At 72.7% G+C, this 25,544-nt stretch carries 18 protein-coding genes; 9 read left to right on the forward strand and 9 right to left on the reverse strand.

Features of this window, described 5'->3' with window-relative positions; translation table 11 throughout:
• Nucleotides 1-3 precede the first annotated feature (3 nt).
• From BMW85_RS22515 to BMW85_RS22525, 3 genes are read right to left on the reverse strand one after another with little or no spacing between them, the layout of a single operon-like run.
• Nucleotides 4-612, reverse strand: a complete 609-nt coding sequence (locus BMW85_RS22515; protein ID WP_091084577.1) for a pentapeptide repeat-containing protein — start codon at nucleotides 610-612, stop codon at nucleotides 4-6.
• Between the two features lie 18 nt (nucleotides 613-630).
• Nucleotides 631-1,791 (reverse strand): cation:proton antiporter, encoded by a 1,161-nt coding sequence (locus BMW85_RS22520; protein WP_091084580.1) that lies wholly within the window; start codon nucleotides 1,789-1,791, stop codon nucleotides 631-633.
• Between the two features lie 9 nt (nucleotides 1,792-1,800).
• Entirely contained in the window at nucleotides 1,801-2,292 is a 492-nt protein-coding gene (locus tag BMW85_RS22525) for a cation:proton antiporter regulatory subunit (RefSeq protein WP_434094153.1), read from the reverse strand.
• Nucleotides 2,293-2,448: 156 nt separating this feature from the next.
• On the opposite strand from BMW85_RS22525, the gene BMW85_RS22530 reads away from it, so the two are divergent.
• Entirely contained in the window at nucleotides 2,449-3,096 is a 648-nt protein-coding gene (locus BMW85_RS22530; protein ID WP_091084585.1) for a response regulator transcription factor, read from the forward strand.
• Between the two features lie 112 nt (nucleotides 3,097-3,208).
• Nucleotides 3,209-4,258: a PAS domain-containing sensor histidine kinase gene (locus tag BMW85_RS22535; RefSeq protein WP_091084587.1), complete on the forward strand. Its 1,050-nt coding sequence runs from the start codon at nucleotides 3,209-3,211 to the stop codon at nucleotides 4,256-4,258.
• 12 nt (nucleotides 4,259-4,270) lie between these two features.
• Here the strand turns inward: BMW85_RS22535 and BMW85_RS22540 are convergent, their stop codons facing one another.
• The 3 genes from BMW85_RS22540 to BMW85_RS22550 all read right to left on the reverse strand — a co-directional run bounded on the left by BMW85_RS22540 (nucleotide 4,271) and on the right by BMW85_RS22550 (nucleotide 8,797).
• On the reverse strand, nucleotides 4,271-5,254 hold the full coding sequence (locus BMW85_RS22540) for a DUF1838 family protein (protein ID WP_091084590.1): 984 nt from the start codon (nucleotides 5,252-5,254) through the stop codon (nucleotides 4,271-4,273).
• Nucleotides 5,255-5,330: 76 nt separating this feature from the next.
• Nucleotides 5,331-6,518: an acetate/propionate family kinase gene (locus tag BMW85_RS22545; protein WP_091084593.1), complete on the reverse strand. Its 1,188-nt coding sequence runs from the start codon at nucleotides 6,516-6,518 to the stop codon at nucleotides 5,331-5,333.
• Nucleotides 6,494-8,797 carry a phosphoketolase family protein gene (locus BMW85_RS22550; protein ID WP_245775000.1) on the reverse strand — a complete coding sequence of 768 codons (2,304 nt, stop codon included), beginning with the start codon at nucleotides 8,795-8,797 and terminating at the stop codon, nucleotides 6,494-6,496. Before BMW85_RS22550 ends, BMW85_RS22545 begins: the two co-directional genes overlap by 25 nt.
• Nucleotides 8,798-8,984: 187 nt before the next feature.
• Between BMW85_RS22550 and pgi the strand changes: the two genes are divergently transcribed.
• Both pgi and BMW85_RS22560 read left to right on the forward strand, forming a co-directional pair.
• On the forward strand, nucleotides 8,985-10,616 hold the full coding sequence (pgi, locus tag BMW85_RS22555; protein ID WP_091084598.1) for a glucose-6-phosphate isomerase: 1,632 nt from the start codon (nucleotides 8,985-8,987) through the stop codon (nucleotides 10,614-10,616).
• Between the two features lie 45 nt (nucleotides 10,617-10,661).
• A complete protein-coding gene (locus BMW85_RS22560; RefSeq protein WP_091084601.1) occupies nucleotides 10,662-11,021 on the forward strand; it encodes a spore germination protein GerW family protein in 360 nt (119 codons plus the stop codon).
• Nucleotides 11,022-11,076: 55 nt separating this feature from the next.
• Here the strand turns inward: BMW85_RS22560 and BMW85_RS22565 are convergent, their stop codons facing one another.
• From BMW85_RS22565 to pulA, 3 genes are all read right to left on the reverse strand, one after another.
• Complete coding sequence (locus BMW85_RS22565) at nucleotides 11,077-11,802, reverse strand: VIT1/CCC1 transporter family protein (protein ID WP_091084604.1); 726 nt, start codon at nucleotides 11,800-11,802, stop codon at nucleotides 11,077-11,079.
• 198 nt (nucleotides 11,803-12,000) lie between these two features.
• The gene (locus BMW85_RS22570; protein ID WP_245775001.1) at nucleotides 12,001-12,762 is read right to left on the reverse strand and encodes a hypothetical protein; all 762 of its coding nucleotides are present in this window, start codon (nucleotides 12,760-12,762) and stop codon (nucleotides 12,001-12,003) included.
• A gap of 139 nt (nucleotides 12,763-12,901) precedes the next feature.
• The gene (pulA, locus tag BMW85_RS22575) at nucleotides 12,902-16,393 is read right to left on the reverse strand and encodes a pullulanase-type alpha-1,6-glucosidase (RefSeq protein WP_091084605.1); all 3,492 of its coding nucleotides are present in this window, start codon (nucleotides 16,391-16,393) and stop codon (nucleotides 12,902-12,904) included.
• Nucleotides 16,394-16,597: 204 nt separating this feature from the next.
• Here pulA and BMW85_RS22580 point away from each other — a divergent pair, with 204 nt between their 5' ends.
• From BMW85_RS22580 to BMW85_RS22600, 5 genes are all read left to right on the forward strand, one after another.
• Nucleotides 16,598-17,893: an extracellular solute-binding protein gene (locus tag BMW85_RS22580; protein WP_091084608.1), complete on the forward strand. Its 1,296-nt coding sequence runs from the start codon at nucleotides 16,598-16,600 to the stop codon at nucleotides 17,891-17,893.
• 3 nt (nucleotides 17,894-17,896) lie between these two features.
• Nucleotides 17,897-18,880, forward strand: coding sequence for a carbohydrate ABC transporter permease (locus BMW85_RS22585; protein ID WP_091084610.1), 984 nt, complete (start codon nucleotides 17,897-17,899; stop codon nucleotides 18,878-18,880).
• Nucleotides 18,877-19,737: a sugar ABC transporter permease gene (locus BMW85_RS22590; RefSeq protein WP_091084612.1), complete on the forward strand. Its 861-nt coding sequence runs from the start codon at nucleotides 18,877-18,879 to the stop codon at nucleotides 19,735-19,737. Before BMW85_RS22585 ends, BMW85_RS22590 begins: the two co-directional genes overlap by 4 nt.
• A 67-nt stretch (nucleotides 19,738-19,804) precedes the next feature.
• Nucleotides 19,805-22,045 carry a hypothetical protein gene (locus BMW85_RS22595; protein ID WP_091084614.1) on the forward strand — a complete coding sequence of 747 codons (2,241 nt, stop codon included), beginning with the start codon at nucleotides 19,805-19,807 and terminating at the stop codon, nucleotides 22,043-22,045.
• Between the two features lie 82 nt (nucleotides 22,046-22,127).
• Entirely contained in the window at nucleotides 22,128-25,538 is a 3,411-nt protein-coding gene (locus BMW85_RS22600) for a phosphodiester glycosidase family protein (protein WP_245775002.1), read from the forward strand.
• Nucleotides 25,539-25,544 lie beyond the last annotated feature (6 nt).

The following is a 25,544-nucleotide window of genomic DNA, read 5'->3' on the forward strand; positions in this document are numbered from 1 at the left end:
CGCTCAGGGGCGGACGACCAGGCCGAGCGCCGTGGCGACGGCCGTCGCCTGCACCGGGTCGATGATCGCGCCCTTGAGCGTGACGTCGGCCGGGTCGAGCCCGCCGAGGTCGCTGCCGCGCAGGTCGCACTTGGTGAGGTCGGCCCCGCGCAGCCACGCGCCCGACAGGTCGCAGCGCCGCAGCGCCGCGCCCTCCAGCCGGGCGCCGCCGAGGTCGGCCTCGCGCAGGCGTACGTCCTCGATGGTGCTGCGGCGCAGGTCCGCGCCCTGGAGCTGCACGTACGACCAGTCGCCGCCGCTGATCTTCAGCAGCCCGTAGGTGCAGCCGTCGAAGACGCTGCCGGTCATCTTGCAGCCGGTGAACGTCGCGTCGAAGAACGAGCAGCTAGCGAACAGGCAGGAGAGGAAGCGCGCGTCGGTGTGCTCGGAGACGTTGAAGCGCACGTTGCCGAACGTGCACTCCTCGAAGGAGGAGCCGCGGTCGACGAGCTCCGTCAGATCCACGTCCTGGAACAGGACGCGCCGGAAATCAGCTCCCGTGATTTCCGGCGCGTCCCAGTCGTCCGCGCCGATCGTCCGCTCGATGGGGAACGCCGCTCGTCTGGTGCCCATGCCGACAAAGCTAGCGGATCAGGCCCGTTCCGCGATCGCCGTGATGAACGGCTGCACGAGCTTGGCCGCCAGCGGGCCGAACGCCGCCAGGATGAGCACGTACGCCGCCGCCAGCGCCCCCAGGTCGGGATGCGCGCCCGCGCCGACCGCGAGACCGGCGATGACGATGTTGAACTCACCGCGCGGGATGAGCGCGATGCCCGCCCGCGCCTGGCCGGCCTTGCCGATGCCCGCCCGGCGGGCCGCGTAGATGCCGGTGAGCAGCTTGGTGATCATGCTGACCAGCGCCAGCAGCGCGGCCAGCCCGGCCACCGGAAGGATCTTCGCCGGGTCGGTCTGGAGCCCGAAGAAGACGAAGAACACCGCGGCGAACAGGTCGCGCAGCGGCGCCAGCAGCGCCTGCGCGTCCTCGGCCAGCTCGCCCGACAGCGCGATCCCGACGAGGAACGCTCCCACCGCCGCCGACACCTGGAGCTGCTGGGCCAGACCGGCCACCAGCAGCGCCAGCCCGACCACCTTCAGCAGCAGCACCTCGGAGTTCGGGCTGGAGACGAACGCCTCGATGAGCCGCCCGAACTTCAGCGCCACGATCAGCACGATGCTGACCGTGATGAGCGCGATGCCCACCGCGATGGCGCCGTTGAGCAGGCTGAGGCCGGCCAGCATGGTGGTCAGCACCGGCAGGTAGATCGCCATCGTCAGGTCCTCGAAGACCAGCAGCGACAGCACCGTCGGTGTCTCGCGGTTACCGATCCAGCCGAGGTCCGACAGCACTTTCGCGGTGATGCCCGAGGAGGTGGCGTAGGTGACGCCGGCCATCGCCACCGCGGCGACCGGCCCCCAGCCGAGCAGCAGCGCGCAGATCGCGCCCGGCGCAGCGTTGAGCACCAGGTCCACGATGCCGGCGCGGGCGTTGCCGGTGAGGCTGGTCATCAACTCGTCGGCGTTGTACTCCAGGCCCAGGGTGAGCAGCAGGAGCACCACGCCGAGCTCGGCGCCGACGGAGATGAACTCCTCGCTGGTCGCGAGGGGCAGCACCCCGCCGGTGCCGAACGCCACACCGGCGATCAGATAGAGGGGGATGGGGGAGATGCCGACGCGCAACGCCAGTGCGCCGAGAACGCCGAGACCAAGAAGGACCGCTCCGAATTCGAGGAAGAGGATCGCGGTTTCGTGCAACCCGCGCCCCTACCCTCGGGCCAGGATGTCGGCCACCTCGGCGGTGCTGTCCTCGCTGCCCACTACCACCACGACGTCACCCGTGCCGAACACGAAGTCCGGTCCGGGACTCGCGAACACCTGTCCGCTGCGGACCACGGCCACGATGGAGGCGCTGGTCCGGGTGCGCACCCGGGCGTCTCCCATGGGCCGGCCCGCGAACGGGGAGCCGTCCGGGATCGGGAGCTGGACGCTGACCAGGCCCTCGACCTGCTGGTGCAGGGCGTTGAGCCGTTGCACGATGCGCGGGGCGCCGAGCAGCTCGGCCAGGGCGTCGGCCTCCTCGTCGTTCAGCTTCACCGTCTGACAGGCGCGGTCGGGGTCGTCCTTGTCGTAGATCACCAGGTCCCGGCGTCCGGTGCGGTGGGAGACGACTCCCACGCGCTGTCCGGTCCGGGTGGTGAAGTCGTGTCTGAGTCCGATTCCCGGCAGCGCTGTTTGCTCGACCTCCACCTGTCCCACCCGTTCGAAAGCGTAAAATTTCCGGACAACCTTACCAGTGGCACGTTACCTGTCCTTCACCCCCTTTTGGGACCGTCCACCTGCGACAGCCCCGCGTACACCGGCCGAATCGCCCCGAACCGGACCGCGCCGGCACGACCGAGAAAGCCAACGCCCATGCCGACCGCCTCACCCCTGATCCGGCTGGTGCTGGTCGAGGATCACGCCATGGTCGCGGAGGCCATCGCCCTGGCCCTGGCCCGCGCCCCCGGCATCGCCGTGGTCGCCCACGCCGCCACGATCGCCGCCGCCCTGACCGAGACGGCCAGGACGCAGCCCGACGTGGTGGTGCTCGACCGCCGGCTGCCCGACGGCGACGGCATCCCGGTCATCGGCCGCCTCGCCGCCGCCGCGCCGCGGGCCCGGGTGCTGGTGCTGACCGGCGAGGCCACCGCCGCCGTGGCCGTCCGCGTGGTGCAGTCCGGCGGCGCGGGACTGCTGGTGAAGTCCTCGCGGCTGGACGAGCTGGAGTCGGCGGTACGCGAGGTCGCCGCGGGCGGGATGGTGTTCCCGCCGGGACTGCTGCCCGGCGTGTTCGACCGGCTCACCGGGCGGTCCGGCCACCCGGGGTCCCGGCTCACCCCTCGCGAACGCGAGACGCTGCTGCTCCTGGCCGAGGGCGCCGGCACCGTCGAGATCAGCGAGCGCCTCGGCGTGGCCAGGACCACCGCGCGCAACCACGTCCAGCACGTGCTGGAGAAGCTGGGCGCCCGCTCCAAGCTGGAGGCGGTCGCCGTCGCCCGCCGCGAAGGGCTGCTGGACTGAGGCGGCGGCGCCGTCGCCCCAGGAGGCCCGGGGAGGATGACGGCCGCGCTGGCGGGGGCGATAAGGTCGGGTGGCTCCTGGTTCCCGACCGGCCGTGGGAGGCTGCCTCCTCATGCCCGAGCGCGACCGCCCCGCCGAGGACATGCGGCTGCTCGTCCAGAGCATCCGCGACTGCGCCATCTTCATGCTCGACCCGCTGGGCCGCGTCGTCAGCTGGAACGCCGGCGCCCAGCGCATCAAGGGCTACGCCGCCGAGGAGATCATCGGCAGGCACTTCTCGGTCTTCTACCCCGCGAACGACGTCGCGGCGGGCCGCCCGGCCACCGAGCTGGCGGTCGCCGCCGCCGACGACCAGTGGGAGGAGGAGGGTTGGCGGGTCCGCAAGGACGGCACCCGCTTCTGGGCCGGCGTCGTCATCACCGCCCTGCGCGACGAGCACGGCGGCCTGCGCGGCTTCGGCAAGGTCACCCGCGACCTCACCGAGCGGCGCAGCATGGCCCGCGCCCTGGACGAGCGCGGCATGCTGCTGGCCCGCCTCATCGAGGCCCAGGAACGGGAGCGCCGCCGCATCGCCAACGACGTGCACGGCGACACCATCCAGTCCATGGTCGCCGTCGGCATGCGGCTGCGCCTGCTGGAGTCCCGGCTGCGGGACTCGCCGCTGCCCGGCGAGTACGCCGACGCCGTGCACGGCATCGACGAGGCGGTGGACGCCGCCGCGGACCGGCTGCGCGAGCTCGCCTTCCGGCTGCGTCCGCCGGAGGAGGGCCTGGTGGCGAGCCTGGCCGCGTACATGGAGACGGTCATGGCGGGCACCGGCGTGCGGTGCGAGCTGGCGGCCGACCTCGACGCCGAGCCGCCGGCCGAGGCCGCCATCACCGTCTTCCGCATCTGCCAGGAGGCGCTGACCAACGTGGCCAGGCACGCCGGCGCGGCCTCCGTCACGGTGTCGCTGGTCTCGCTCGACCGGGGCGTGCACGTACGGGTGCGCGACGACGGCGTAGGCCTGGCCAGGCCCGGCGGCCAGGCCGGGCACTTCGGGCTGGTCGAGATGCGCGAGCGCGCCGAGACCGCCGGCGGCTGGTGGGACGTCAAGGGCGAGCGGGGCGCGGGCACCACGGTCGAGTTCTGGGTGCCGGCCGTGCCCCGCCGGCTGCCCTGAGCCGCCGGAGGCTCAGCCGGCGTTCGCGGCGCACCAGGAGGCCCACGTGGTGGCGCCCTTGTGGAGCTGCTTGGTGTGGAAGGAGCTCCAGGAGTTCTCGCTGGCGCCCGGCGCGCTGGGGGCGCTCCGGTAGAGCGGGTGGTTCTTGTCGACCTCCGCGCGGATCCACGGCTCGACGTCGGCGTAGGAGTTCAGGGACCAGCTCCGGGCGTGGTAGGTGAGCTGGCCGCGCACCTCGCTCTCGGCCAGGCACATGAACGGCGCCCACGGGCTCGTCCGGCTCCAGGCGATCTTCGTCTTCATCGCGCCCGAGGGCACCTTGCCCGGCACGGTGCGGGCGGCCACCTCGCGGTCGTCCACGAAGAAGTCGAACATCTCCTGGGCCGCGTACACGCCGCCCACCAGGCCGAACCGCTCGCCCAGCGTGCTGCCGAAGTCGGTGCGCACCGGGATGTCGCTGGTCCAGACGGTCTCGTCGTGCAGCCGGCGGGTGGGCGGGCCGGCGTAGGACGGGGTGACGTCGAACGGGCCGAAGTTCACCGTGTCGTTGTTGATGGGGACGACCGGATAGGTCTTGAGATCGACCGGGTTCTTCCACTCCCGCAGGATCTTCGTCGGATCGGCGGGGTCGGTGTAGAAGACGATCTCGCGGGAGAGCTGGTAGAGCTTGGTGGTGCCGGGCTCCCGGTAGAGGCGGCGGATGTTGTAGCCCTCGATGCCGAACAACTTCTGACCGTGCCGCAGCCCCGGCTCCAGGGCGTTGCCCTCGACGTTGGCGTAGACGCTGCCGGAGATCCGGAAGACCATGTCCTTGCCGTCCGGACGGCCGAACGTCTGGAGTGACAGCAGCGCGTTCTTGTCGGTGACCGTCTTGAAGACCGGGCCCGGCAGCGTGGCGTCGGTCGTCCTGCCGTCCGCTGCCGCCGACGCGGGGGCGGTGAGGGCGAGGAACAGCGCGGCCAGGGCGACCGGCGCGGTCAGACGGCGTTTCGGCATGGGTGTGCTCCGTCGATATGGGGGGTTCGGACCGCCAATTGTGATCACGAACGCGCCGGTGATGTCCACTCGGAGATCAGCCCTGGGAGCCGCCGGAGATCAGGGTGAGCGCCTGGCTGGCGATCTCCCACTCCTCGTCCGTCGGCACGACCAGCACCGGCACCTCCGCGCCCGCGGCGGAGACGGCCCGCTCGCCGTCGCCGGCCGCGTTGAGCGCGGGGTCCACGGCGATGCCGAGCCGGTCGAGCCCGGCCAGCGCCTCCGCGCGGGTGGCGGCGTCGTGCTCGCCCACGCCGCCGGTGAACACGAGGGCGTCCACCCGGCCGAGCAGCGCGTAGTAGGCGCCGACGTACTTGCGGATGCGCCGGGTGTAGATCCGCAGCGCCAGGCGGGCCTCGTCGTCGTCGCGGGCGCGCACTTCCCGCATGTCGAGGGTGCCGGCCAGCGCGAGCAGGCCGCCGCGGCGGCTGAGGTCCTGCTCGACCTGCTGCGGGTCGGCGCCGGAGGTGCGGGCGAGGTAGCCGGCGAGCCCCGGGTCCACGTCGCCGGAACGGGTGCCCATGACCAGGCCCTCCAGCGGGGTCAGGCCCATGGAGGTGTCGACGCTGCGCCCGCCGGAGATCGCCGTGACGCTGGCGCCGTTGCCCAGGTGGAGCACGATCAGGTTGAGCTCGGCGAGGTCGCGGCCGAGCACGGCGGCGGCGCGGCGCGAGACGTAGGCGCAGGAGGTGCCGTGGAAGCCGAAGCGCCGCACGCCCAGCTCCTCGCGCCAGTCGCGCGGCACCGCGTACGTGTACGCCTCCGGCGGCAGCGTCCGGTGGAAGGCCGTGTCGAACACCGCCACCTGCGGCACCCCGGGGAACGCCTTGCGCGCCAGCCGGATGCCGGCCAGGTTGACCGGGTTGTGCAGCGGCGCGAGCGGGGCCAGCTCCTCGATCACGGCCACCACCTCGTCGTCCACGAGCACGGGCCCGTCGAAGCGTACGCCGCCGTGCACGACGCGGTGCCCGACCGCGACCGGGTCCAGCGCGGGACCGGCCGCGGCGAACGCCTCCATCATCGCGTCCAGGCCGTCGCCGTGGTCGGGGAAGGGCCGCTCCCGCACGTACGGCGGCCCGTCCCCGGCGTGGTGGGTGAGCCGTCCCGACCGCTCGCCGATGCGCTCGATCAGCCCTCTGGCCGGGCGCTCGTGGGTCAGGACGTCCACCAGCTCGTACTTGATCGATGAGGATCCCGTGTTCAGGACGAGAATGTGGCCGGCCATGTCCAGGAGCTTATTTCGCCGGGGTCCTCCCCGTGCTCCCGGGTGTAGGCGCGGGCCCGCAGCCGGGCGTCGCTCATCCGCTGGCGCAGGTGGGCGGCCTTGGAGCCGAGTCCCGGGACGCGGTCGATGACGTCCATGACGAGGTGGTAACGGTCGATGTCGTTGAGCATCGCCATGTCGAACGGTGTGGTGGTGGTGCCCTCCTCCTTGTAGCCGCGTACGTGCAGGTTGGCGTGGCCGTTGCGGCGGTAGGCGAGCTGGTGGATCAGCGACGGGTAGCCGTGGAAGTCGAAAATGATCGGTTTGTCCACGGTGAACAGGGTGTCGAACTCGGCGTCGGGCATGCCGTGGGGGTGCTCCGACGGCGGCTGGAGCCGCATGAGGTCCACGACGTTGATGACGCGGACCTTGAGCTGGGGCAGGTGCTCGCGCAGCAGCGCGGCGGCGGCCAGCGTTTCCTGGGTGGGGACGTCGCCGGCGCAGGCGAGCACCACGTCGGGGTCGGAGCCGTCGTCGGTGGAGGCCCAGGGCAGGATGCCGAGGCCGCGGGTGTTGTGCGCGATGGCCTCGTCCATCGTGAACAGGTCGAGCACGGGCTGCTTGCCGGCCACGATGACATTGACGTAATCGCGGGAGCGCAGGCAGTGGTCGGCGACGGAGAGCAGCGTGTTGGCGTCCGGCGGCAGGTAGACGCGCACCACCGACGCCTTCTTGTTGACCACCACGTCGAGGAAGCCGGGGTCCTGGTGGCTGAAGCCGTTGTGGTCCTGCCGCCACACGTGCGACGACAGCAGATACGTCAGCGACGCCACAGGACGCCGCCACGGGATCTTCTGGGCAGTCTCCAGCCATTTGGCGTGCTGGTTGAACATCGCATCCACGATGTGGATGAACGCCTCGTAGCAGTTGAACAGCCCGTGCCGGCCGGTCAGCAGATAGCCCTCCAGCCAGCCCTGGCACAGGTGCTCCGACAGCACCTCCATCACCCGGCCGCCCGCGCCCAGGTTCTCGTCGGTGGGCAGCAGCTCGGCGTCCCAGGCCCGGTCGGTGACCTCGAAGACGGCCTGCAGCCGGTTGGAGGCGGTCTCGTCCGGGCCCATCAGCCGGAACGTGCTCGGGTTCGCGGCGATCACGTCGCGCAGGAACGTCCCGAGGACGCGGGTCGGCTCGGTCAGCTGGGCGGCGGGCGCCTTGACCTCGACCGCGTACTTGCGGAAGTCGGGCAGGCGCAGCGGCTCCAGCAGCTCGCCGCCGTTGGCGTGCGGGTTGGCGCTCATCCGCAGGGGCCCTTCGGGAACGGTCCCGGTCAGCGCGGGCACCGGGCGGCCGTCCGAACCGAACAGCTCCTCCGGCCGGTAGGAGCGCATCCACTCCTCCAGCATGGCGAGGTGCGCCGGGTTGTCCCGTACGGCGGCGAGCGGCACCTGGTGGGCCCGCCAGGTGCCCTCGACGGGCTTGCCGTCCACTTCCTTCGGCCCGGTCCAGCCCTTCGGCGTGCGCAGGATGATCATCGGCAGCCGCGGCGCGTCGCCGGCCTTGTAGGCGGCCATCTCGTCCCAGCAGACGTCCAGGGTGGCGGCCATCTCCTCGTGGTCGGGGCCGACCAGGTGGGGGCGGTAGCCGTAGCCCTCCATGAGCTTGGTCAGCTCGTCGTGGGGGATGCGGGCGAGGATCGTCGGGTTGGCGATCTTGTAGCCGTTGAGGTGCAGGATGGGCAGGACGACGCCGTCGCGGCGGCGGTCCAGGAACTTGTTGGAGTGCCAGCTCGCGGCGAGCGGGCCGGTCTCGGCCTCGCCGTCGCCGATCACGCACGCCACCACGAGGTCGGGGTTGTCGAAGGCGGCGCCGTAGGCGTGGGCCAGCGCGTAGCCCAGCTCGCCGCCCTCGTGGATCGAGCCCGGCGTCTCGGGCGCGACATGGCTGGGGATGCCTCCGGGGAAGGAGAACTGCCGGAACAGCGCCCGCATGCCCTGTACGTCCTGGGTGATGTCGGGGTAGCGCTCGGTGTACGTCCCCTCCAGCCAGGCGTGGGCCACCGCCGCGGGGCCGCCGTGCCCCGGACCGGCGATGTAGATCATGTCCTGGTCCCGCTCCTTGATCACCCGGTTCAGGTGGGCGAAGCAGAAGTTCAGGCCCGGCGTGGTGCCCCAGTGGCCGAGCAGGCGGGGCTTGATGTGCTCCGGCCGCAGGGGTTCGGCGAGCAGGGGGTTGTCCAGCAGGTAGATCTGCCCGACCGACAGGTAGTTGGCCGCGCGCCAGTACGCGTCGATATGCTCCATGCCCCTCCCCATTCCTCCACGGACGGCGCTGAACCACGGCGGGGGGAGCGAATTGGACTTTCCCACTGAGGGCGCAAAGACACGGCTCCGCCGTGCGCGGAATCATTCTCGATGGGTACGGGGTTGCGGGACGATGGACCAGACGCTGATCGTTTCGCCGCGCTTTCGCGGTGCGAGGAGGAGACACGTGGACGGCGACATCACCCAGAGCCAGGAGTGGGCGGCGCTGGGCAAGCACCAGGAGGAGCTGGCCGGCAGGCACCTGCGCGAGCTGTTCGCGGAGGATCCCGGCCGGGCCGAGCGCATGACGGTGACCGCCGGCGACCTCTATCTCGACTACGCCAAGCACCGCGCCACCGGCCGGACCGTCGAGCTGCTGGCGGCCCTGGCCGAGCGGGCGGGTCTGCGCGACCGCGTCGAGGCCATGTTCGGCGGCGAGCACATCAACGTCAGCGAGGACCGCGCCGTGCTGCACGTCGCGCTGCGGATGCCGCGCGAGGCCGAGCTGGTGGTCGACGGCCAGGACGTCCCGGCCGACGTGCACGCCGTGCTCGACAGGATGAGCGCCTTCGCCCGCCGGGTGCGGGGCAAGGAGTGGAAGGGCGCCACGGGCAAGCCCATCGAGACCGTCGTCAACATCGGCATCGGCGGCTCCGACCTCGGCCCCGCGATGGCCTACGAGGCGCTGCGCGACTACGCCGACGCCGGCGTCGCCGCCCGCTTCGTCTCCAACATCGACCCCGCCGACATCGTCGGCAACCTGCGCGACCTCGACCCCGAGACCACGCTGTTCGTGGTCAGCTCCAAGACCTTCACCACCCTGGAGACCCTCACCAACGCCCGCGTGGCGCGCAGCTGGCTGGTCGGCGCGCTCGGCGACGACGCGGTGGCCAAGCACTTCGTCGCCGTCTCCACCAACGCCGCCAAGGTGGCCGAGTTCGGCATCGACACCGACAACATGTTCGGCTTCTGGGACTGGGTGGGCGGCCGCTACTCCTACGACGGGGCCATCGGCCTGTCGCTCATGATCGCGATCGGGCCGGAGCGCTTCCGCGAGATGCTCGCCGGGTTCCGCACCATGGACGAGCACTTCCGCACCGCGCCCTTCGACCGGAACATGCCGGTGATCATGGGCATGCTCGGCATCTGGTACACCGACTTCTTCGGCGCCGAGACCCGCGCCGTCCTGCCCTACAGCCAGCGCCTGCACCGTTTCCCCGCCTACCTCCAGCAGCTCACCATGGAGTCCAACGGCAAGTCGGTGCGGGCCGACGGCACCCCGGTCACCGCGCAGACCGGCGAGATCTTCTGGGGCGAGCCGGGCACCAACGGCCAGCACGCCTTCTACCAGCTCCTCCACCAGGGCACCCGGCTCGTGCCCGCCGACTTCATCGGCTTCGCCGAGCCCTACGAAGACCGCGAGGGCATGCACGACCAGCTCACCGCCAACCTGCTGGCGCAGACCTCGGCGCTGGCGTTCGGCAAGACGGCCGAGGAGATCGCGGCCGAGGGCACCGCGGCCGAGATCGTCCCGCACAAGGTCATGCCGGGCAACCGGCCGACCTCCACGATCCTCGCGCCGAAGCTCACCCCGTCCACGCTGGGGCAGCTCGTCGCACTCTACGAGCACATCGTGTTCGTCGAGGGCACCGTCTGGGGCATCGACTCCTTCGACCAGTGGGGTGTCGAGCTGGGCAAGAAGATGGCCTCCGACCTCGCCCCCGCCCTCACCTCCGAAGAGCCGCCCACCAGCTTCCCCGACCCCTCGACCGAGCTGCTGGTCCGCCGCTACCGCGAGCTGCGCGGCCGGCGCCCGTAGCCGCCCGGCGTAGTCGCCCCGCGGCTTCTGGGCGAGGATGGCCCCATGGACATCATGGAGTTGGTCGAACGGTCCAAGGACGCCGCCACCGTCCGGCGCGTCTTCGGCGAGCCGATCCAGCACGGCGACGTCGTCGTCATCCCCGTGGCCCGGGTCGTCCAGGGCGGCGGGGCCGGCCAGGGGCAGGGCAGGAAGGACAAGGAGGAGGGCGGCGGGAGCGGCCTCGGCTTCGGTCACGGCGCCACGCCCGCCGGGGTCTACGTCGTCAAGAACGGCGAGGTGAAGTGGCACCCCGCCGTGGACGTCAACCGGATCGTCCTCGGCGGCCAGGTCGTCGCCGTCGTGCTGTTGCTGACAGTGCGCGCCATACTCAAACCCCTCCTCCGCCACCGACGCCGCCGCTGATCCCCACCCCACACCGGCCACCCCTCGTCCGGCAGTGGGGGAGAGGTCACGGGCGTCAGGTCAGGGTTACGCCGAGGAGGTGGCCGAGGCCGAAGGTGACGGTGGCCGCGCCGACGCCGAGCGCGAGCTGCCGCAGGCCGCCCACCCACCAGGGCCGCGCCGTCATCGCCGCCACCGCCGAGCCGAACCCGAACAGCCCGAGCACGCTCAGGACGACGGCCATCGTCAGCCCGGAGGCCCCGAACAGGAACGGCGCCAGCGGCACCAGCGCCCCCACGGAGAAGGCGAGGAACGACGAGGCCGCCGCCAGGTACGGCGAGGGCAGGTCGTCGGGGTCCACCCCCAGCTCCTCGCGCACGTGCACGCGCAGGGCCTGCTCGGGGTCGGCCGACAGGCCGTCGGCGACGCGGCGGGCGAGGTCCGGGTCGAGGCCGCGCGACTCGTACAGCGCGGCCAGCTCGGCGCGCTCGCCCTCGGGGTTGCGGGCCAGCTCGCGCCGCTCCACGGCGATCTCCGCCCGCATCAGCTCGGTCTGCGACTTCACGGAGGTGTACTCCCCGGCCGCCATGGAGAACGCCCCGGCGGCCAGCCCGGCGAACCCGGCCAGCACCGCGGCCTTACCGCCGGTGCCCGCCGCGCCCACCACGCCGGCGATCAGCGCGAAGTTGGACACGAGCCCGTCCATCGCCCCGAACACCGCCGGACGCAGCCAGCCACCGGTCACGTCGCGGTGCGTGTGGTGCTGCTCGGGGGAGCGCGGTTCGGCGAGCTCGATGGTCATGGAAATCCTCCACTTACGGATGCTCTTGTCCAAGAATCTACGGTTCTGCGACAAGATCCGCAACGAAGGAAAGGCTAGCCTGACCTGCGGAAAACCCGCTCTGCCAGGTGTTCGTCACGTCGCGTGACCGGCCGGATGCGTGAAGATCCCCGCGGTACGGGACCGCGGGGATGGCGTTCCTAAGGACCCGCCGGTGGATCAGACGCGGACCGCCGCCTCCGAAGCGGCCCCGACCCGCGCGGGCCCATCGGCGGTGACGCCGACGGATGCGCCGACAGGTGCCGAGTCGCGGGCGGTCGTCGGGCCGTAGGTGGTTGTCGCGTCGTTGGGTGGCGTGGTGCCGTGCATCATGGCCGCGCAGTCCGCGATCGTCTCCTCCAGCAACCGCCGCAGCAGCGCGTCCGGGTCGTTGACGCACGCCTGCACGATGCCCACGACCGCGAGCTGGACCGCGTTCGGGGCGGCGTACCTGCGGAAGCCCTTCTCGGTGATCTTGGCGGCCCGGCTGAAGCGCCTGGCCTGCGCGCTCGCGTGCGGGACCTCGTCCAGGGCCCGCCTGCTCGCCTCGCTCAGCCGGCCGGGTGGCGCGCCGTCCAGCCTGGCGAGCATCTCCTCGGCCGCGAGCACCGACACCGCCAGCGCGAGCTGGCGCTCGGCCGCGGCCACCGGCAGCGCCGTCGTGGCGCAGCGCAGCGCGATCCGCGCGTCCACGCGCAGGTCGTCGCCGGTCAGCCCGATGATCGACGGGACGAGAGGGACCAGCGCGGCCCGGTTCTCGTCGTTGACGTTGTCGTTGACCAGGCGGGCGAGTGCGGCCAGCAGCGGGTGCGTGCAGGCCGGATGGTCGCTCCAGCGTTCCCCGGCAAGGTAGGAGGCCAGTTCCATGAAGCAGGCACCGCGTTTCGGGTTGCGATGTCTGCCGCGGGACAGGACCGGCATGTGCTCAAGGTGTTTGTCCACGGGTGCTCCACTGCTCCACGCGATCGCCGTCTTTCCAGTCTGCGCCGTGAGTTCCGGCATTTCCAGCGATCTGTATAGGACCGTGTACCTTTCGTCCGTTCATGCGCCCGCTGCCCGGAGCCGGAACGGCAAAACGTCCTCAGGGCGTGACGAAGACGGCCACCGTACGCCCCGGTACGGTGAGCGTGCCGCTCGCCCGGTCGAACGCCGACCTGCGGACCACCGGATCCGCCGAGGCCGCCAGCACCGGATGCAGCGCGGGCTCCTGCCCGGCCGGCGCCGTCACCGGCAGCGCCAGCTCGTACGGAGTCGCGTTCAGCACGGCCGTCACCGCGCTCCAGCGCGGATCGATCCCGGCCGTGTCCACGTGCATGACGATGACGCCGTCCGGCGCGGCGGGGAACGACAGCCGCCGCCGCACCTTCTCGCCCGACCCGAGCGCGAACGCCGGCGTCGAGGAGCGGATCCGCAGCAGCTCCCCGACCCGGGCGCGGGCCGCGCCGATCGCCTCGCAGCCCGGCCGCAGCGCCGGATCGGCCAGCAGCGGGCGGGCGTACGGCCAGCGCACCTCGTTGTCGGCCCGCGGCGGCAGGCCGCCGCCGAACCCGTTGCCCAGCGAGCAGTCCCACAGCAGCCGGTTGAACCAGTCGCCGGAGTCGTAGGAGTTGCGGTCGAAGGACTTCGAGCGCAGCCGCTCGCTGCCCGCGTGCACGAACGCCGCCCCCTGCGACAGCAGCGGCACGGCCAGCGACAGCACCTGCATGCGCACCCGGTCCGCCATGGACGTCCCCGGGGCCAGCTTGTACGCCAGCGCGTCGAACAACGTCTCGTTGTCGTGCGCGTCCACGTACACCACGCTCTCGCCGGGGTCGCGGGCGTACCCGGCGGGGGCGCCGTTGTGGCAGATCTCCCCGCCGGTGAGGCCGGACGGCAGCACGTAGTCGCGCAGGCTGCCCGTCAGGCCGATCCTGATGAGGTCGGTGCAGCGGGCCAGCCACGCCCGCTGGTGCTCGGGGTCGCCGTTGGCGGGGCTGCCGTTGGGCGCGCCGGCCAGCCCTGAGCCGAAGCCCTGCGCCCGAGGATCGGCGTCGAACGGCCCGCCGCCCCGCACCGCGTCCCGCGGGGCGTCGGCGAACGTGGCGACGCCGGTGCCGGCCATGCCCTCCTTCGTGGCCTGCGGGAAGCGGGCGCCGTCGGCGACCTCGCCGAAGTTCCAGCCCTCGCCGTACAGGATGATCGAACGGCCGTCCACGCCGTCGGCCTCGGGGGTGAGCGCGTCGAGCGCGCGGCGTACGGCCAGGATGTTGTCCTTCGGATGGTGACCCATGAGGTCGAACCGGAACCCGTCGATCTTGTACTGCCTGGCCCAGGTGACGACGGAGTCCACCACGAGCCGGCCCATCATCCGGTGCTCGGGTGCGGTGTTGGCGCAGCAGGTGGAGGTCGCCACCGAACCGTCGGCGAGCAGGCGGTGGTAGTAGCCGGGCACGATCGGGCCGAGCACCGACTCCGTGTGCGTGTGGTTGTAGACCACGTCCATGACCACGCGCAGCCCGGCCCGGTTGAGCGCGGCGACCATGGCGCGGAACTGCCGGATCCGGTCGTCGGGGTCGGTCGCGTACGAGCCCTCCGGCACCGTGTAGTGCAGCGGGTCGTAGCCCCAGTTGAAGGAGTCGGTGGCCGCGGTGCGGGCCACGCACTCCTGCTGCCGCTCGGAGTCGGGCGGCATGGCGGCCAGGTCGCAGTCCGGCTCGACGCGGTCCTCGCGGCGCTCGGGCACCGTGGCCAGGTCGAAGACCGGCAGCAGGTGCACGTGGGTGACGCCGTCGGCGGCGAGGGCCCGCAGCTCCCGCGTCCCGTCGGAGTCGCGGGTGAAGGCCGCGTACGTGCCGCGCAGCTCCTCCGGGACGGTGGCGTCGGAGGCGGAGAAGTCGCGTACGTGCAGCTCGTAGATGACGGCCCGGTGCGGCGGCACGGGGGCGGGCTTGGCCAGGGCGTCCCAGCCGGGCGGCTTGCAGGCTGCGGCGCCGAGCCTGACGAGGCGGCTCCGCACCCCGTCCGGGGCCGTGGCCAGGCTGTACGGGTCCGTGACCTCGCTGGTCACCATCCGGCCGGCGGCGGGGGAGTAGACGGTGACGAGGAAGGTGTAGTCGCGGCCCATCCACGACGGCCGGCCGTGCGCCGACCACACGCCGGTCGTGTCGTCGCGGCGCATGCGGTGGACGGTGCGCCCGCCTCTGCCGTACAGGACCAGCTCGACCTTCCTGGCGGTGGGCGCCCACAGGGCGAGGCGCGGGCGCAGGCGGCCGGACGGGCCGAGCGGGGCGGTGGCGGCCGCGGCGTACAGGTCGTCGAGGACGCCGGGGAGCTGCACGCCCGTCGCCGCGACCAGCCTGCCCTCCTCGTCCCTGGCCACCGCCGCCACCTGGCCGCGCAGGGCCTCGGGGGCCAGGGCGGCGTCGCGCGGGTCCACCTTGAGCGCGGTGTACCCGGCCAGATGCGGCCAGGCACGGCGCTGCTCGTCGGTCAGCTCGCCGGGCGAGAGCCGCAGGACCCCCGCCGCGCCGCCGTGACCGTCGGGGTCGCCGGGGCCTCCGGGGTCGTCGAAGGCGAGGGTGGCGCCGGGGCTGAAGACCAGGGCGTGGCGGAGCGAGCCGGGCGTCTGCCAGAGGACGGTCTCGCGGTCGATCCAGTGCGCCAGGCAGTGCCGCAGGTCGGCGTCCGGGGCAGGGGGCCGCGGCAGGATGTGCCCCGCCGTCCCCGCCACCCGCCACACCTCATGCCCGATGAGCCCCGTCTCCACCGTCCACCACTCGCCGGGGGTGGCGGCGGCGGGGTCCGGGTGGAGGGTGTAGCGGAGGGTCCGGGTGGCGGGCGGCAGCGGCACGCGGAAGATCGCACCGAAGGAGTCCCACCCGGAGGGGCGTACGGGCGCGCCGTCCGCGGGGTGAAGCGTCGGCCCGTCGAGGTCATTGCGGTCGTCGTCGTGTGGCCCGCGGTAGTGGAGCACGAGCACGCCGTCCGCGGCGGCCCGGGTCGGGTGGAGGTGGGGCGAGCCGGCGTCCACGTACGCCTCCGGCTGCTCCGCCGGAACGATCCGCTGATCGGGCCCGGGATCCTTGACCGGCCCCGCGTGCACCACGAAGTGCAGGGCGGCGGCCGGGTCGCGCAGCGGCACCCGCCACCACGCCCCGAAGGAGTCCACGCCGTCCGGCGGCCGGGGCCGCGCCCAGTCGGTGAGCGCGGGTTCGGCGACCGCCTCGCCCCACAGGTGCAGGCCCCATCCGTCGTACGAGCCGTCCGGCCGCCGATAGTGGATGACGGCGTGCCCGTCGGCGGCGGCCCGCGAGCCGAACACCTCGTCCCGGCCCTCGTCCAGCCAGATCTCGGGATTCCACGCGGGGTCCACGAGGTGCCCGCCGCCGTCGGCGGTGTCGCCGCGGTGGGGGAGCACACCGACGCGGCGGGCGCCCGGCCGCAGCGGGATCCAGGCGAAGCGCCCGTAGGCGTCCTCGCCCGCCAGCGGGACCGGCGCGTCCCACGCGACCGGCTCCGCCACGTCGCCCCACACGTGCAGCCCCCAGCCGCCGGGGTCGGCGCGTCGGTAGTGCACCACCAGCAGGTCCTTCATCTCTGCCTTGCTTACGCGATTCCCGTCCCGCCGTACAGCCGCCCCACCTCACACCTCCTGCAAATCTTTCGGGAAATTTCAGAAATGTGGGGCCCAGCGGATGTAACAACTTGCAGAATCCTGACGGACGCCCCTACCCGAGCGCCGCGCGTCGGCGTAACCTCCGGCTGACTCCCCCTCCGATCCACCTGTGAGGAGAAGGACATGCGACGACTCTTACCTGCCGCGACCGTCCTTGCGAGCCTGACGCTGGCGGTCGCCGCCTGCGGCGGGAGCGGAGGCGGAGGCGAGCCGGCCGCCCCCGCGACCTCCGCCGCCGACCCCGCGAAGATCACCGGTGAGGTGACCTGGTGGGACACGACCCGGCCCGACAGCGAGGGCCCCACGTTCCAGGCCCTCATCAAGGAGTTCGAGGCCGCCTATCCCGGCATCAAGGTCAAATATGTGAACGTGCCTTCGGACCAGGCGCAGAACCAGTTCCAGACCGCCGCCCAGGCGGGCAGCGGGGCGCCCGACGTGATCCGCTCCGAGGTGGCCTGGACCTCGCAGTTCGCCTCGCTCGGCTACCTGCAGCCGCTGGACGGCAGCCGGGCGGTGGACCAGCCGGACGACTTCCTGCCGGGCCCGTTGAGCAGCACCAAGTACAACGGCAAGACCTACGCCGTCCCCCAGGTGACCGACACCCTCGCGCTCATCTACAACAAGCGGCTGCTCAAGGAGGCCGGCCACGAGGAGCCGCCGAAGACCGTCGCCGAGCTGAAGCAGACCGCGCTCGACGTCAAGGCCAAGACCGGCGCTCAGGGGCTCGCGCTCAACGTCGACTCCTACTTCCTGCTCCCCTTCATGTACGGCGAGGGCGGCGACCTCCTCGACGTCCAGAACAAGAAGATCGTCGTCGACTCCCCGGCGAACGTGCAGGCCATGCAGACCGTCGCCGACCTCATCAGCTCCGGCGCCGCCGCCAAGCCCGCGACCACGGAGAGCTACGCCAACGCCATGACCGCCCTGAAAGAGGGCAAGGCCGCGATGATCTACAACGGCCCGTGGGCGCTGTCGGAGATCTACCAGGGCAAGGAGTTCCAGGACAAGGCGAACCTCGGCATCGCCCCCGTGCCGGCCGGCTCGGTCAAGGCCGCGGCCCCCACCGGCGGCTGGAACCTGGCGATCTACGCGGGCTCGAAGAACATCCCGGCGGCGTACGAGTTCGTCCGCTTCATGACGACGGCGAAGGCCCAGGCGAAGATCGCCAAGGAGATCAGCCTGCTGCCGACCCGTACCTCCGCCTACGCCGACCCCGACGTCCAGGGCAACCAGGACGTCGCCGTGTTCAAGCCGATCATGGACACCGCGGTGCCGCGGCCGTGGATCCCGGAGGGCGGCCAGCTCTTCCAGCCGCTGCTGGAGGGCTACCAGGACCTCGTCGGCGGCAAGTCGGCCCCCGCGGACATGCTCAAGAAGGTGAGCGAGCAGTACCACGGGATCATGAAGGACTGGAGCTGACCCGTGGCGGTCTCCACCAGGAACGCGCCGGCCGCGGACGCCCGCGGCCGGCGCCGTGCCGTGCCCGGCCGGCTGCGGCGCTCCTTCGGCACCCACTGGTACGCGTGGGCGATGGTCGCGCCGGTGCTGGCCGTGATGCTGGTGCTGATCGGCTGGCCGCTCGCGCGCGGGGTGTACCTGTCGCTGACCGACGCCACCGAGGCCAACATCGGCCGCACCATCGGCGTCAACGTCATCCCCTCCACGTACGAGTTCGTCGGCCTGGACAACTACCTGCGCATCCTCACCAGCGACCTGTTCTGGGACAAGCTCCTCTGGACGGTGATCTGGACCGTCGCCTGCGTCGCCCTGCACTACGGCGTCGGCCTGGCCCTCGCCGTCATGCTCAACAGGAAGCTGCGCTTCCGGTCCGTCTACCGGGTGCTGCTCATCCTGCCGTGGGCGGTGCCGGCGTTCGTGGCCGCCTTCGTCTGGCGCTACCTCTACAACAGCGACTACGGCGTGATCAACGGCATGCTGAAGCTGGCCGGGCTCGGCCCGGTCGGCTGGCTCGACGACCCGGTCACGGCGAAGGTCGCGGTGATCGCCGTCAACGTGTGGATCGGCGTGCCGTTCATGATGGTGGCCCTGCTCGGCGGCCTGCAGTCGATCCCGGCGGAGCTGTACGAGGCCGCCGAGGTGGACGGCGCCGGGCCCTGGCAGCGCTTCCGCGCGATCACGCTGCCCGGCCTGCGTCAGGTGTCGTCCACGGTGATCCTGCTCGGGACCATCTGGACGTTCAACATGTTCCCCATCATCTTCCTCGTCACCCGGGGCGGCCCCGGCAGCGAGACGGAGATCCTCGTCACCTACGCCTTCCGTGAGGCGTTCACCGGGATCCGCGACTACTCCGGCTCGGCCGCCTGGGGCGTGATCATCCTGCTCATGCTGGTCGTGCTCGCCCTCGGCTACAGAAGGACGCTGCGTTCGCAAGGAGATCCCTGGTGACCACGTACCGATCCGGGGGCCGGCCGCGCGGCGAGCGCGGCGCCCTCGCCTCGATCGGCCTGCACGCGGGCCTGCTGATCGCGGTGGCGATCAGCCTGTTCCCCGTCGTGTGGCTGGTGCTGACCTCGCTGAAGCCGCGCGACGGCTGGCTGTCGAGCGAGCTGCGCCTGTTCGACGACTCCTCGCTGGACAACTACGCCCGCGTGCTGACCGCGACCGAGTTCCCGCGCTGGCTGCTCAACAGCGTGCTGACCGCCGGCCTCACCATGGTGGCCGGCGTCCTCCTGGCCGCCACCACCGGCTACGCCGTCAGCCGCTTCCGCTTCCCCGGCCACCGGGGCGTGATGTGGCTGCTGCTGGTCACCCAGATGTTCCCCGTCGCCATCCTCATCGTCCCGCTGTACAACCTGATGGCCGGGCTCGGGCTGCTCAACCAGATCCCGGGGCTGGTCATCGCGTACATGACGATCGCGGTGCCGTTCTGCGCCTGGATGATGAAGAGCTACTTCGACACCGTCCCGATCGAGATCGACCAGGCGGGGCTGGTGGACGGGCTGACGCCGTTCGGGGTGTTCCGCCGGGTGGTGCTGCCGCTCGCCAGGCCCGGCATCGCGGTGACCGCGTTCTACTGCTTCATGACCGCCTGGGGCGAGGTCGGCTACGCCACGGTGTTCATGTCGCAGGAGGACAAGCGCACGCTCGGCGTGGGCCTGCAGCAGTTCGTCGGCCAGCACTGGTCGGACTGGGGGCTGATGACCGCCTCGGCGGTGCTCATCGCCATCCCGGCCGGCGCGGTCTTCCTGCTGGTGCAGCGGCACCTCGTCACCGGTCTCACGGCCGGCGCCACGAAGTCGTAAAGCCTCCTTGCATAACGTCATGGAATAGTCACTGTACGTGAAAGCGCCAGTACAGGATGCTGGTGCCATGGACGGCTTCCTCGACGACACCTGCGGCGGTCTCACCGAGCTGCGCGTGCACGGCGTGCACGGCACGCCGCCGCAGACCACCCTGCACCACCCGCACCCCTGGCGGGTGGCCGGCGACGGCGTCACGGGCTTCTACCGCCGCTGGTGGCCCGAGGGCCGCCCGGCCGGCGGCGACGCCGACGTGCCCGGCGTGCGCCGCCGGGAGGCCTACGCCTGGGGCGGGCTCACCTCCGGCGGCCGGGCGCTCGCCCTGTGGCTGCCGCTGCTGCCGTTCTCGCTGGTCAACCTGGCCTACTTCATGCTGCCCAGGCCGCCGCGCGGCAGGTGGCTGCGCCACCTGGCCGAGGCCGTGCTGCGGCTGTTCGCGCTGCTGCTGACCGGCACGCTGGTCGGCGCGGTCACCCGGGCGAGCGTCGACCTGTTCGGCTGGCAGTGCACCGCGCCCGGCCGCGCCTGCACCCTCGACGGCGCGCCCGCCTTCGCGCGCTGGCTGGCCGAGACGCAGGCGGGGGAGCCGTCGCGGCGGCTGGCCGTCGCCGCGCTCGCGCCGCTGCTGGTCGTCGGGCTGCTGTGGTGGCTCGGGCGGCGCACCTGGCGGCGCGACGAGCAGACCGTCGTCCCGCCCGGCGGGCCGCACTCCCCGGTCCTCCTGGCCCGGCCGCGCCTCTGGCACGGCGGCGCGCCCGTGTGGCGGCTGCGCGTGGTGCACGTCTCCTTCGCGGCCGCCTCGGTCGGGCTCGCGGTGGCCGGGCCGTTCGCCGCCACCCGGGCCGGGCTCGCGCTGACCGTCGCCAACGCCGCCGTCCAGGTCGCCGCCGCGGTGCTGGCCGTGCTGCCGTCGATCGCCCGCCGTCTCGACCCGCACACCGGCGCCGCCGCGCCGGCCTGGCTCACCTGGTCGTGCCAGGGGCTGCGGGCGGCCGCCGCGCTGACGCTGGCCGCCACCGGCTGCGCGGCCCTGGCAGGGCTGGGGCCGGGCGCGGCCGGGCGGCAGCTCCCCGGCGTCGGCGCCGGCGCGTTCCAGCAGGCGCTCGTCCTCGGGCTCGGCCTGGTCCTGCTGGTCGCCGTCGGCGCGCTCGCCGTCATGGACCGGCCGCGCGGCCACGACCCCGTCGAGCGGCGCGCGCTCGGCGGGCTGGGCGCCTGGGTCGCCCTCATGCTCGCCGCGGGCAGCGCGAACGTCCTCGCGCTCGGCCTGCTGTTCTCGACCGCCGACTACCTCGGCGAGCCCGCCGCGCTCGCCGCGCCCGACCCGCTGCCGGGCACGCTCTTCCTCGACGACACGATCTGGTGGCGGGCCGCCCTGGTGCCGCTGTTCGCGCTCGGCGCGCTCGCCGTCGCCGCCGTCCTGTGGCGGGCCGGCCGCACCGGGAGCGCCCGGCTGGCGCCGCGGCTGGCCCACTACTACGGCGAGCGCAACGCGCCGGCCGTGGCCGCCGTCTGGAGCTGCGCCGCGCTCACCGACCGCGCCGGGCTCGTGCTGGGCGTGCTGACCGGCGTCGGGGTGGCCGGGGTCGCGGCGGCGACCGCGGCCGGCCGGCTCGGGCTGATCACGCCGGTGGGCGGCCTCGCCGGGGCCCTGTCGTCGGCCGGGAGCTGGGCGCTGGTCGCCGTCGCGGCGGGGCTGGTGATGGTCGGGCGGCGCGCCTACCGCGACGGCCGGCTGCGCAGGACGGTCGGCATCCTGTGGGACGTCGCGACCTTCTGGCCGCGTGCCGTTCACCCGCTGGCCCCGCCCTGCTATGCCGAGCGGGTCGTCCCCGAGCTGGCGGCGCGGGTGGGCCGGCTGGCCCGCACCGACCAGGACCAGGTGATCATCTCCGGCCACAGTCAGGGCAGCGTCATCGCCGCCGCGCTGGTGCTGCAGCTCAGGCCCGAGCTGCGGCGGCGGGTCGCGCTGCTCACCCACGGTTCGCCGCTGCGCCGCCTGTACTCGGCCTTCTTCCCCGCCTGGTTCGGCGGCGAGGGGCTGGCGGCGGTCCGGGCCGCGGTGCCCTGGCACAACCTCTTCCGGCTGAGCGACCCCATCGGCGGCCCGGTCTTTCGGCGGCTCGACCCGATCGCCGTCGTCTCCCACGGCCCGGTCAGCGACGATCCGGTGGACCGCCACTGCTGGGACCCGCGCCGGCCCGCGCTCGGCGAGCCGCTGCCGGAGGCCCGCCGGCACTCCGACTACTGGCTCGAACCCTCCTACGACGCGGCCTTCGACCGGCTGGTCCGGATCAAGGCGCCCGCCTGAGCGGACCTCCCAAGATCTGAAATTTTCTTTTAGTTCACCCTTCGGTCTTGAAAGTTATAACCGCGAGCGATTGAGTTCGGTCGTGCAGACCCTCCGAATGCTGGCCGCCGCCGCGCTCGTGTTAGGCCCCCTGGCCCTGACCTCCGCGCCCGCGCAGGCCGAACCCGCACCCCCCGCAGAGGACGCCCTCCAGGCGTCGTCCTACCCGCCGCCGTCCACGCTGCTGTCCCGCGCCGCCGCGGGGCAGCGGCGGCTCGAGACCGCCAAGCGCACCCGGCCGGTCGCGCCCGGCATCTCGCTCACCTCGTTCGACACCTACGACGAGCTCGGCTGGCTGCGCGCCGACGCCCTCACCGCCGAGCTCGGCGGCGGCAGCGGCGGCAACCGGGCCGACTACGTCTTCTCCGGCGAGGTGACCAAGACCGAGCCGCTGTCCGGCCCCGCCGGCCGCAGCCGCGCCGTCGCCGCCGTCAACGGCGACTTCTTCGACATCAACAACTCCGGCGCAGCCCAGGGCATCGGCGTCCAGAACGGCACGCTCGTCCAGTCGCCCGTCGCCGGGCACGAGAACGCCGTCGCCGTCACCGGCGAGGGCGTCGGCCGCGTGCTGAAGATGTACTTCGAGGGCACCGCGACCCCCGCCGGCGGCACGCCGATCAAGCTCACCCAGTTCAACCAGATCGTGCAGCGCGACGGGACCGGGCTGTTCACGCCGCTGTGGGGCTCCTACACGCGGGCCCGCGCCGTCGAGGGCGCCACCGCCGTCGCCGAGGCCGTCCTGGTGGACGGCGTCGTCACCGAGGTAAGGAACGCCGCCGGCGCCGGGCCGATCCCCGCCGGCACCACCGTCCTGCTCGGCCGCGACGCGGGGGCCGCCGCCGTGGCCGCGCTCAAGGCGGGCGACCGCGTGGACGTCACGTACCGGCCCAAGCCGGACGACGGCGGCGCCGTCCAGGCCGCCGTCGGCGGCAACTGGGTGCTGCTCAAGGACGGCGTCGTGCAGAACAGCACCGACCCGGCCGCCCACCCGCGCACCGCCGTCGGCTTCTCCGCCGACGGCCGCACGATGCACCTGCTCACCGTGGACGGCCGGCAGGCCGACAGCCGCGGCGTCACGCTCAACGAGCTGGCCGCCATGATGGCCGACCTCGGCGCCGCGAACGCGCTCAACCTCGACGGCGGCGGCTCCTCCACCCTGCTCGCCCGCGAGCCGGGCTCGGCCGCGGTGCAGGTCGAGAACAGCCCGTCCGACGGCGGCGAGCGGCACGTGCCGAACGGCCTGGCCCTGTACGCGCCCGAGGGCAGCGGCAAGCTCAAGGGCTTCTGGCTGGAGACCGCGAGCGACCCGGCCAAGGCGCCCGGCGTCGGCCCCGTCGCGGGCGGCCGCCCCGACCGGGTCTTCCCCGGTCTCACCAGGAAGCTCACCGCCGCCGGCTACGACGAGACCTACGGCCCCGCCGCCGGCGCCCCGTCCTGGCGGGCCCAGCCCGCCGTGCACGGCGTCGTACGCGACGGCACGTTCCACGCCCTCGTGCCCGGCCAGACCACCGTCACCGCCTCGCGCGGCGCCGCCAAGGGCACCATCGAGCTGACCGTGCTCCAGCCGCTGGAACGGCTCGGCGCCACCGCCGACCGGCTCGGCATCTCCGGCGCCGACGGCAGCGCCACGTTCGGCGTCGTCGGCTACGACCGCAACGGCAACTCCGCCCCCGTCGAGCCCGCCGACCTCACCCTCGACTACGACCGCGCCCTGCTGGAGGTCACCCCGGCCGAGCACGGCTTCTTCACCGTCAAGGCGAAGAAGACCACCGGCTCCGGCCTGATCACCGCCAAGGTCGGCAAGATCACCACCGCCGTGCCGGTGACCGTCGGGTTCGAGGAGAAGCCGGTCGCCGACTTCGAGGACGCGGCCTCGTGGACGTTCGCCGCGGCTCGCGCCACCGGCTCGCTGTCGGCCGCCCCCGGGCGGAGCGGGAACGCGCTGAAGCTGTCCTACGACTTCACCACCTCCACCGCCACCCGCGCCGCCTACGCCAGCCCGCCGCAGCAGCTCGTGGTGGACGGGCAGCCCCAGGCGTTCGGCCTGTGGATCCACTCCACCGGCAAGGGCGAGTGGCCGAGCCTGGAGTTCTACGACGCGCTCGGGCAGTCGCAGATCCTGCGCGGGCCTTACATGACGTGGACCGGCTGGCAGTACGTCGAGTTCGCCGTGCCCGCGGGCGTCAACTACCCGCTCAAGCTGAGGCGCTTCTACGTCGCCGAGACCAAGGCGGACGCCAAGTACAACAACGAGATCCTCATCGACGGGCTCGTCGCCAAGGTGCCGCCGACCGTGACCGCCCCGCCCGCGCCCAGGATCGCCGACCCCGTGGTCAAGGCGTCGGTGGCGGAGATGCCGTGGCGCTTCGCGGTCATGTCCGACGCGCAGTTCGTCGCCAGGGACCCCGACAGCGACATCGTCAGGAACGCCCGCCGCACGCTGCGCGAGATCAAGGCCGCCCGGCCGGACTTCCTCGTCATCAACGGCGACCTGGTGGACGAGGCCTCGCCGGACGACTTCGCGCTGGCCAAGCGGGTGCTGGACGAGGAGCTGGGCGGCGAGCTGCCCTACTACTACGTCCCCGGCAACCACGAGGTCATGGGCGGCGACATCGCCAACTTCAGGAACGCGTTCGGGGTGACGTACCGGACGTTCGACCACAAGGGCACCCGGTTCATCACGCTGGACACCTCCAGGCTCACCCTGCGGGGCGGCGGCTACGACCAGGTCGCGGCGCTCCGCGCCGAGCTGGACAAGGCCGCGAAGGACGGCTCCGTCGGCTCGGTCGCGGTGCTGTTCCACGTGCCGCCGCGCGACCCCACGCCCGGCAAGGGCAGCCAGCTCGGCGACCGCAAGGAGGCCGCGCTGGTCGAGGGCTGGCTCGCCGACTTCCAGCGCGAGACCGGCAAGGGCGCCGCCTACATCGGGGCGCACGTGGGCACCTTCCACGCCTCGCACGTGGACGCGGTCCCGTACTTCATCAACGGCAACTCCGGCAAGAACCCCGCCACCGCCGCCGACGACGGCGGGTTCACCGGCTGGTCGCTGTGGGGCGTCGACCCGGTCACCCGGGCCGAGGCCGAGCACGTGCGGCGCAACTGGTTCGTGGACGCGCCCGGCTGGATCGGCACGCAGGTCCGGCCGCACGTGGACGAGCTCATCCTCACCGCGCCCGGCAGCGTCGCGGTCGGCACGCCCGCGCAGGTGAGCGCCGTGGTCAAGCAGGGGACGCGGACCGTGCCCGCCGCCTACCCGGCGTCGGCGTCGTGGTCCGGCTCGCCGAACCTGCACGTCGGGGCGCGCGGCGCGGCCAAGCCGTGGCACGTCGCCGTCCTCGACCCGGCCACCGGGACGCTGACCGCGCTGCGCAAGGGGCAGGTGACGGTCGCCGTCACGGTCAACGGCGTCACCCGCCAGGCCACGGTGTCCCTGACCGCCAGGGCCGCCGCCTGACGCGAC

Origin of the sequence: Nonomuraea wenchangensis (genome assembly GCF_900111685.1) — a bacterium.
GTDB lineage: Bacteria > Actinomycetota > Actinomycetes > Streptosporangiales > Streptosporangiaceae > Nonomuraea > Nonomuraea wenchangensis.

What these genes read in the sequence shown, in the direction of transcription:
- BMW85_RS22515 (WP_091084577.1), bottom strand. Translation starts at nt 612, where the DNA reads ATGGGCACCAGACGAGCGGCGTTCCCCATCGAGCGGACGATCGGCGCG.
- BMW85_RS22530 (WP_091084585.1), top strand. Translation starts at nt 2,449, where the DNA reads ATGCCGACCGCCTCACCCCTGATCCGGCTGGTGCTGGTCGAGGATCAC.
- BMW85_RS22535 (WP_091084587.1), top strand. Translation starts at nt 3,209, where the DNA reads ATGCCCGAGCGCGACCGCCCCGCCGAGGACATGCGGCTGCTCGTCCAG.
- BMW85_RS22540 (WP_091084590.1), bottom strand. Translation starts at nt 5,254, where the DNA reads ATGCCGAAACGCCGTCTGACCGCGCCGGTCGCCCTGGCCGCGCTGTTC.
- BMW85_RS22545 (WP_091084593.1), bottom strand. Translation starts at nt 6,518, where the DNA reads ATGGCCGGCCACATTCTCGTCCTGAACACGGGATCCTCATCGATCAAG.
- BMW85_RS22550 (WP_245775000.1), bottom strand. Translation starts at nt 8,797, where the DNA reads ATGGAGCATATCGACGCGTACTGGCGCGCGGCCAACTACCTGTCGGTC.
- BMW85_RS22560 (WP_091084601.1), top strand. Translation starts at nt 10,662, where the DNA reads ATGGACATCATGGAGTTGGTCGAACGGTCCAAGGACGCCGCCACCGTC.
- BMW85_RS22565 (WP_091084604.1), bottom strand. Translation starts at nt 11,802, where the DNA reads ATGACCATCGAGCTCGCCGAACCGCGCTCCCCCGAGCAGCACCACACG.
- pulA (WP_091084605.1), bottom strand. Translation starts at nt 16,393, where the DNA reads ATGAAGGACCTGCTGGTGGTGCACTACCGACGCGCCGACCCCGGCGGC.
- BMW85_RS22580 (WP_091084608.1), top strand. Translation starts at nt 16,598, where the DNA reads ATGCGACGACTCTTACCTGCCGCGACCGTCCTTGCGAGCCTGACGCTG.
- BMW85_RS22595 (WP_091084614.1), top strand. Translation starts at nt 19,805, where the DNA reads ATGGACGGCTTCCTCGACGACACCTGCGGCGGTCTCACCGAGCTGCGC.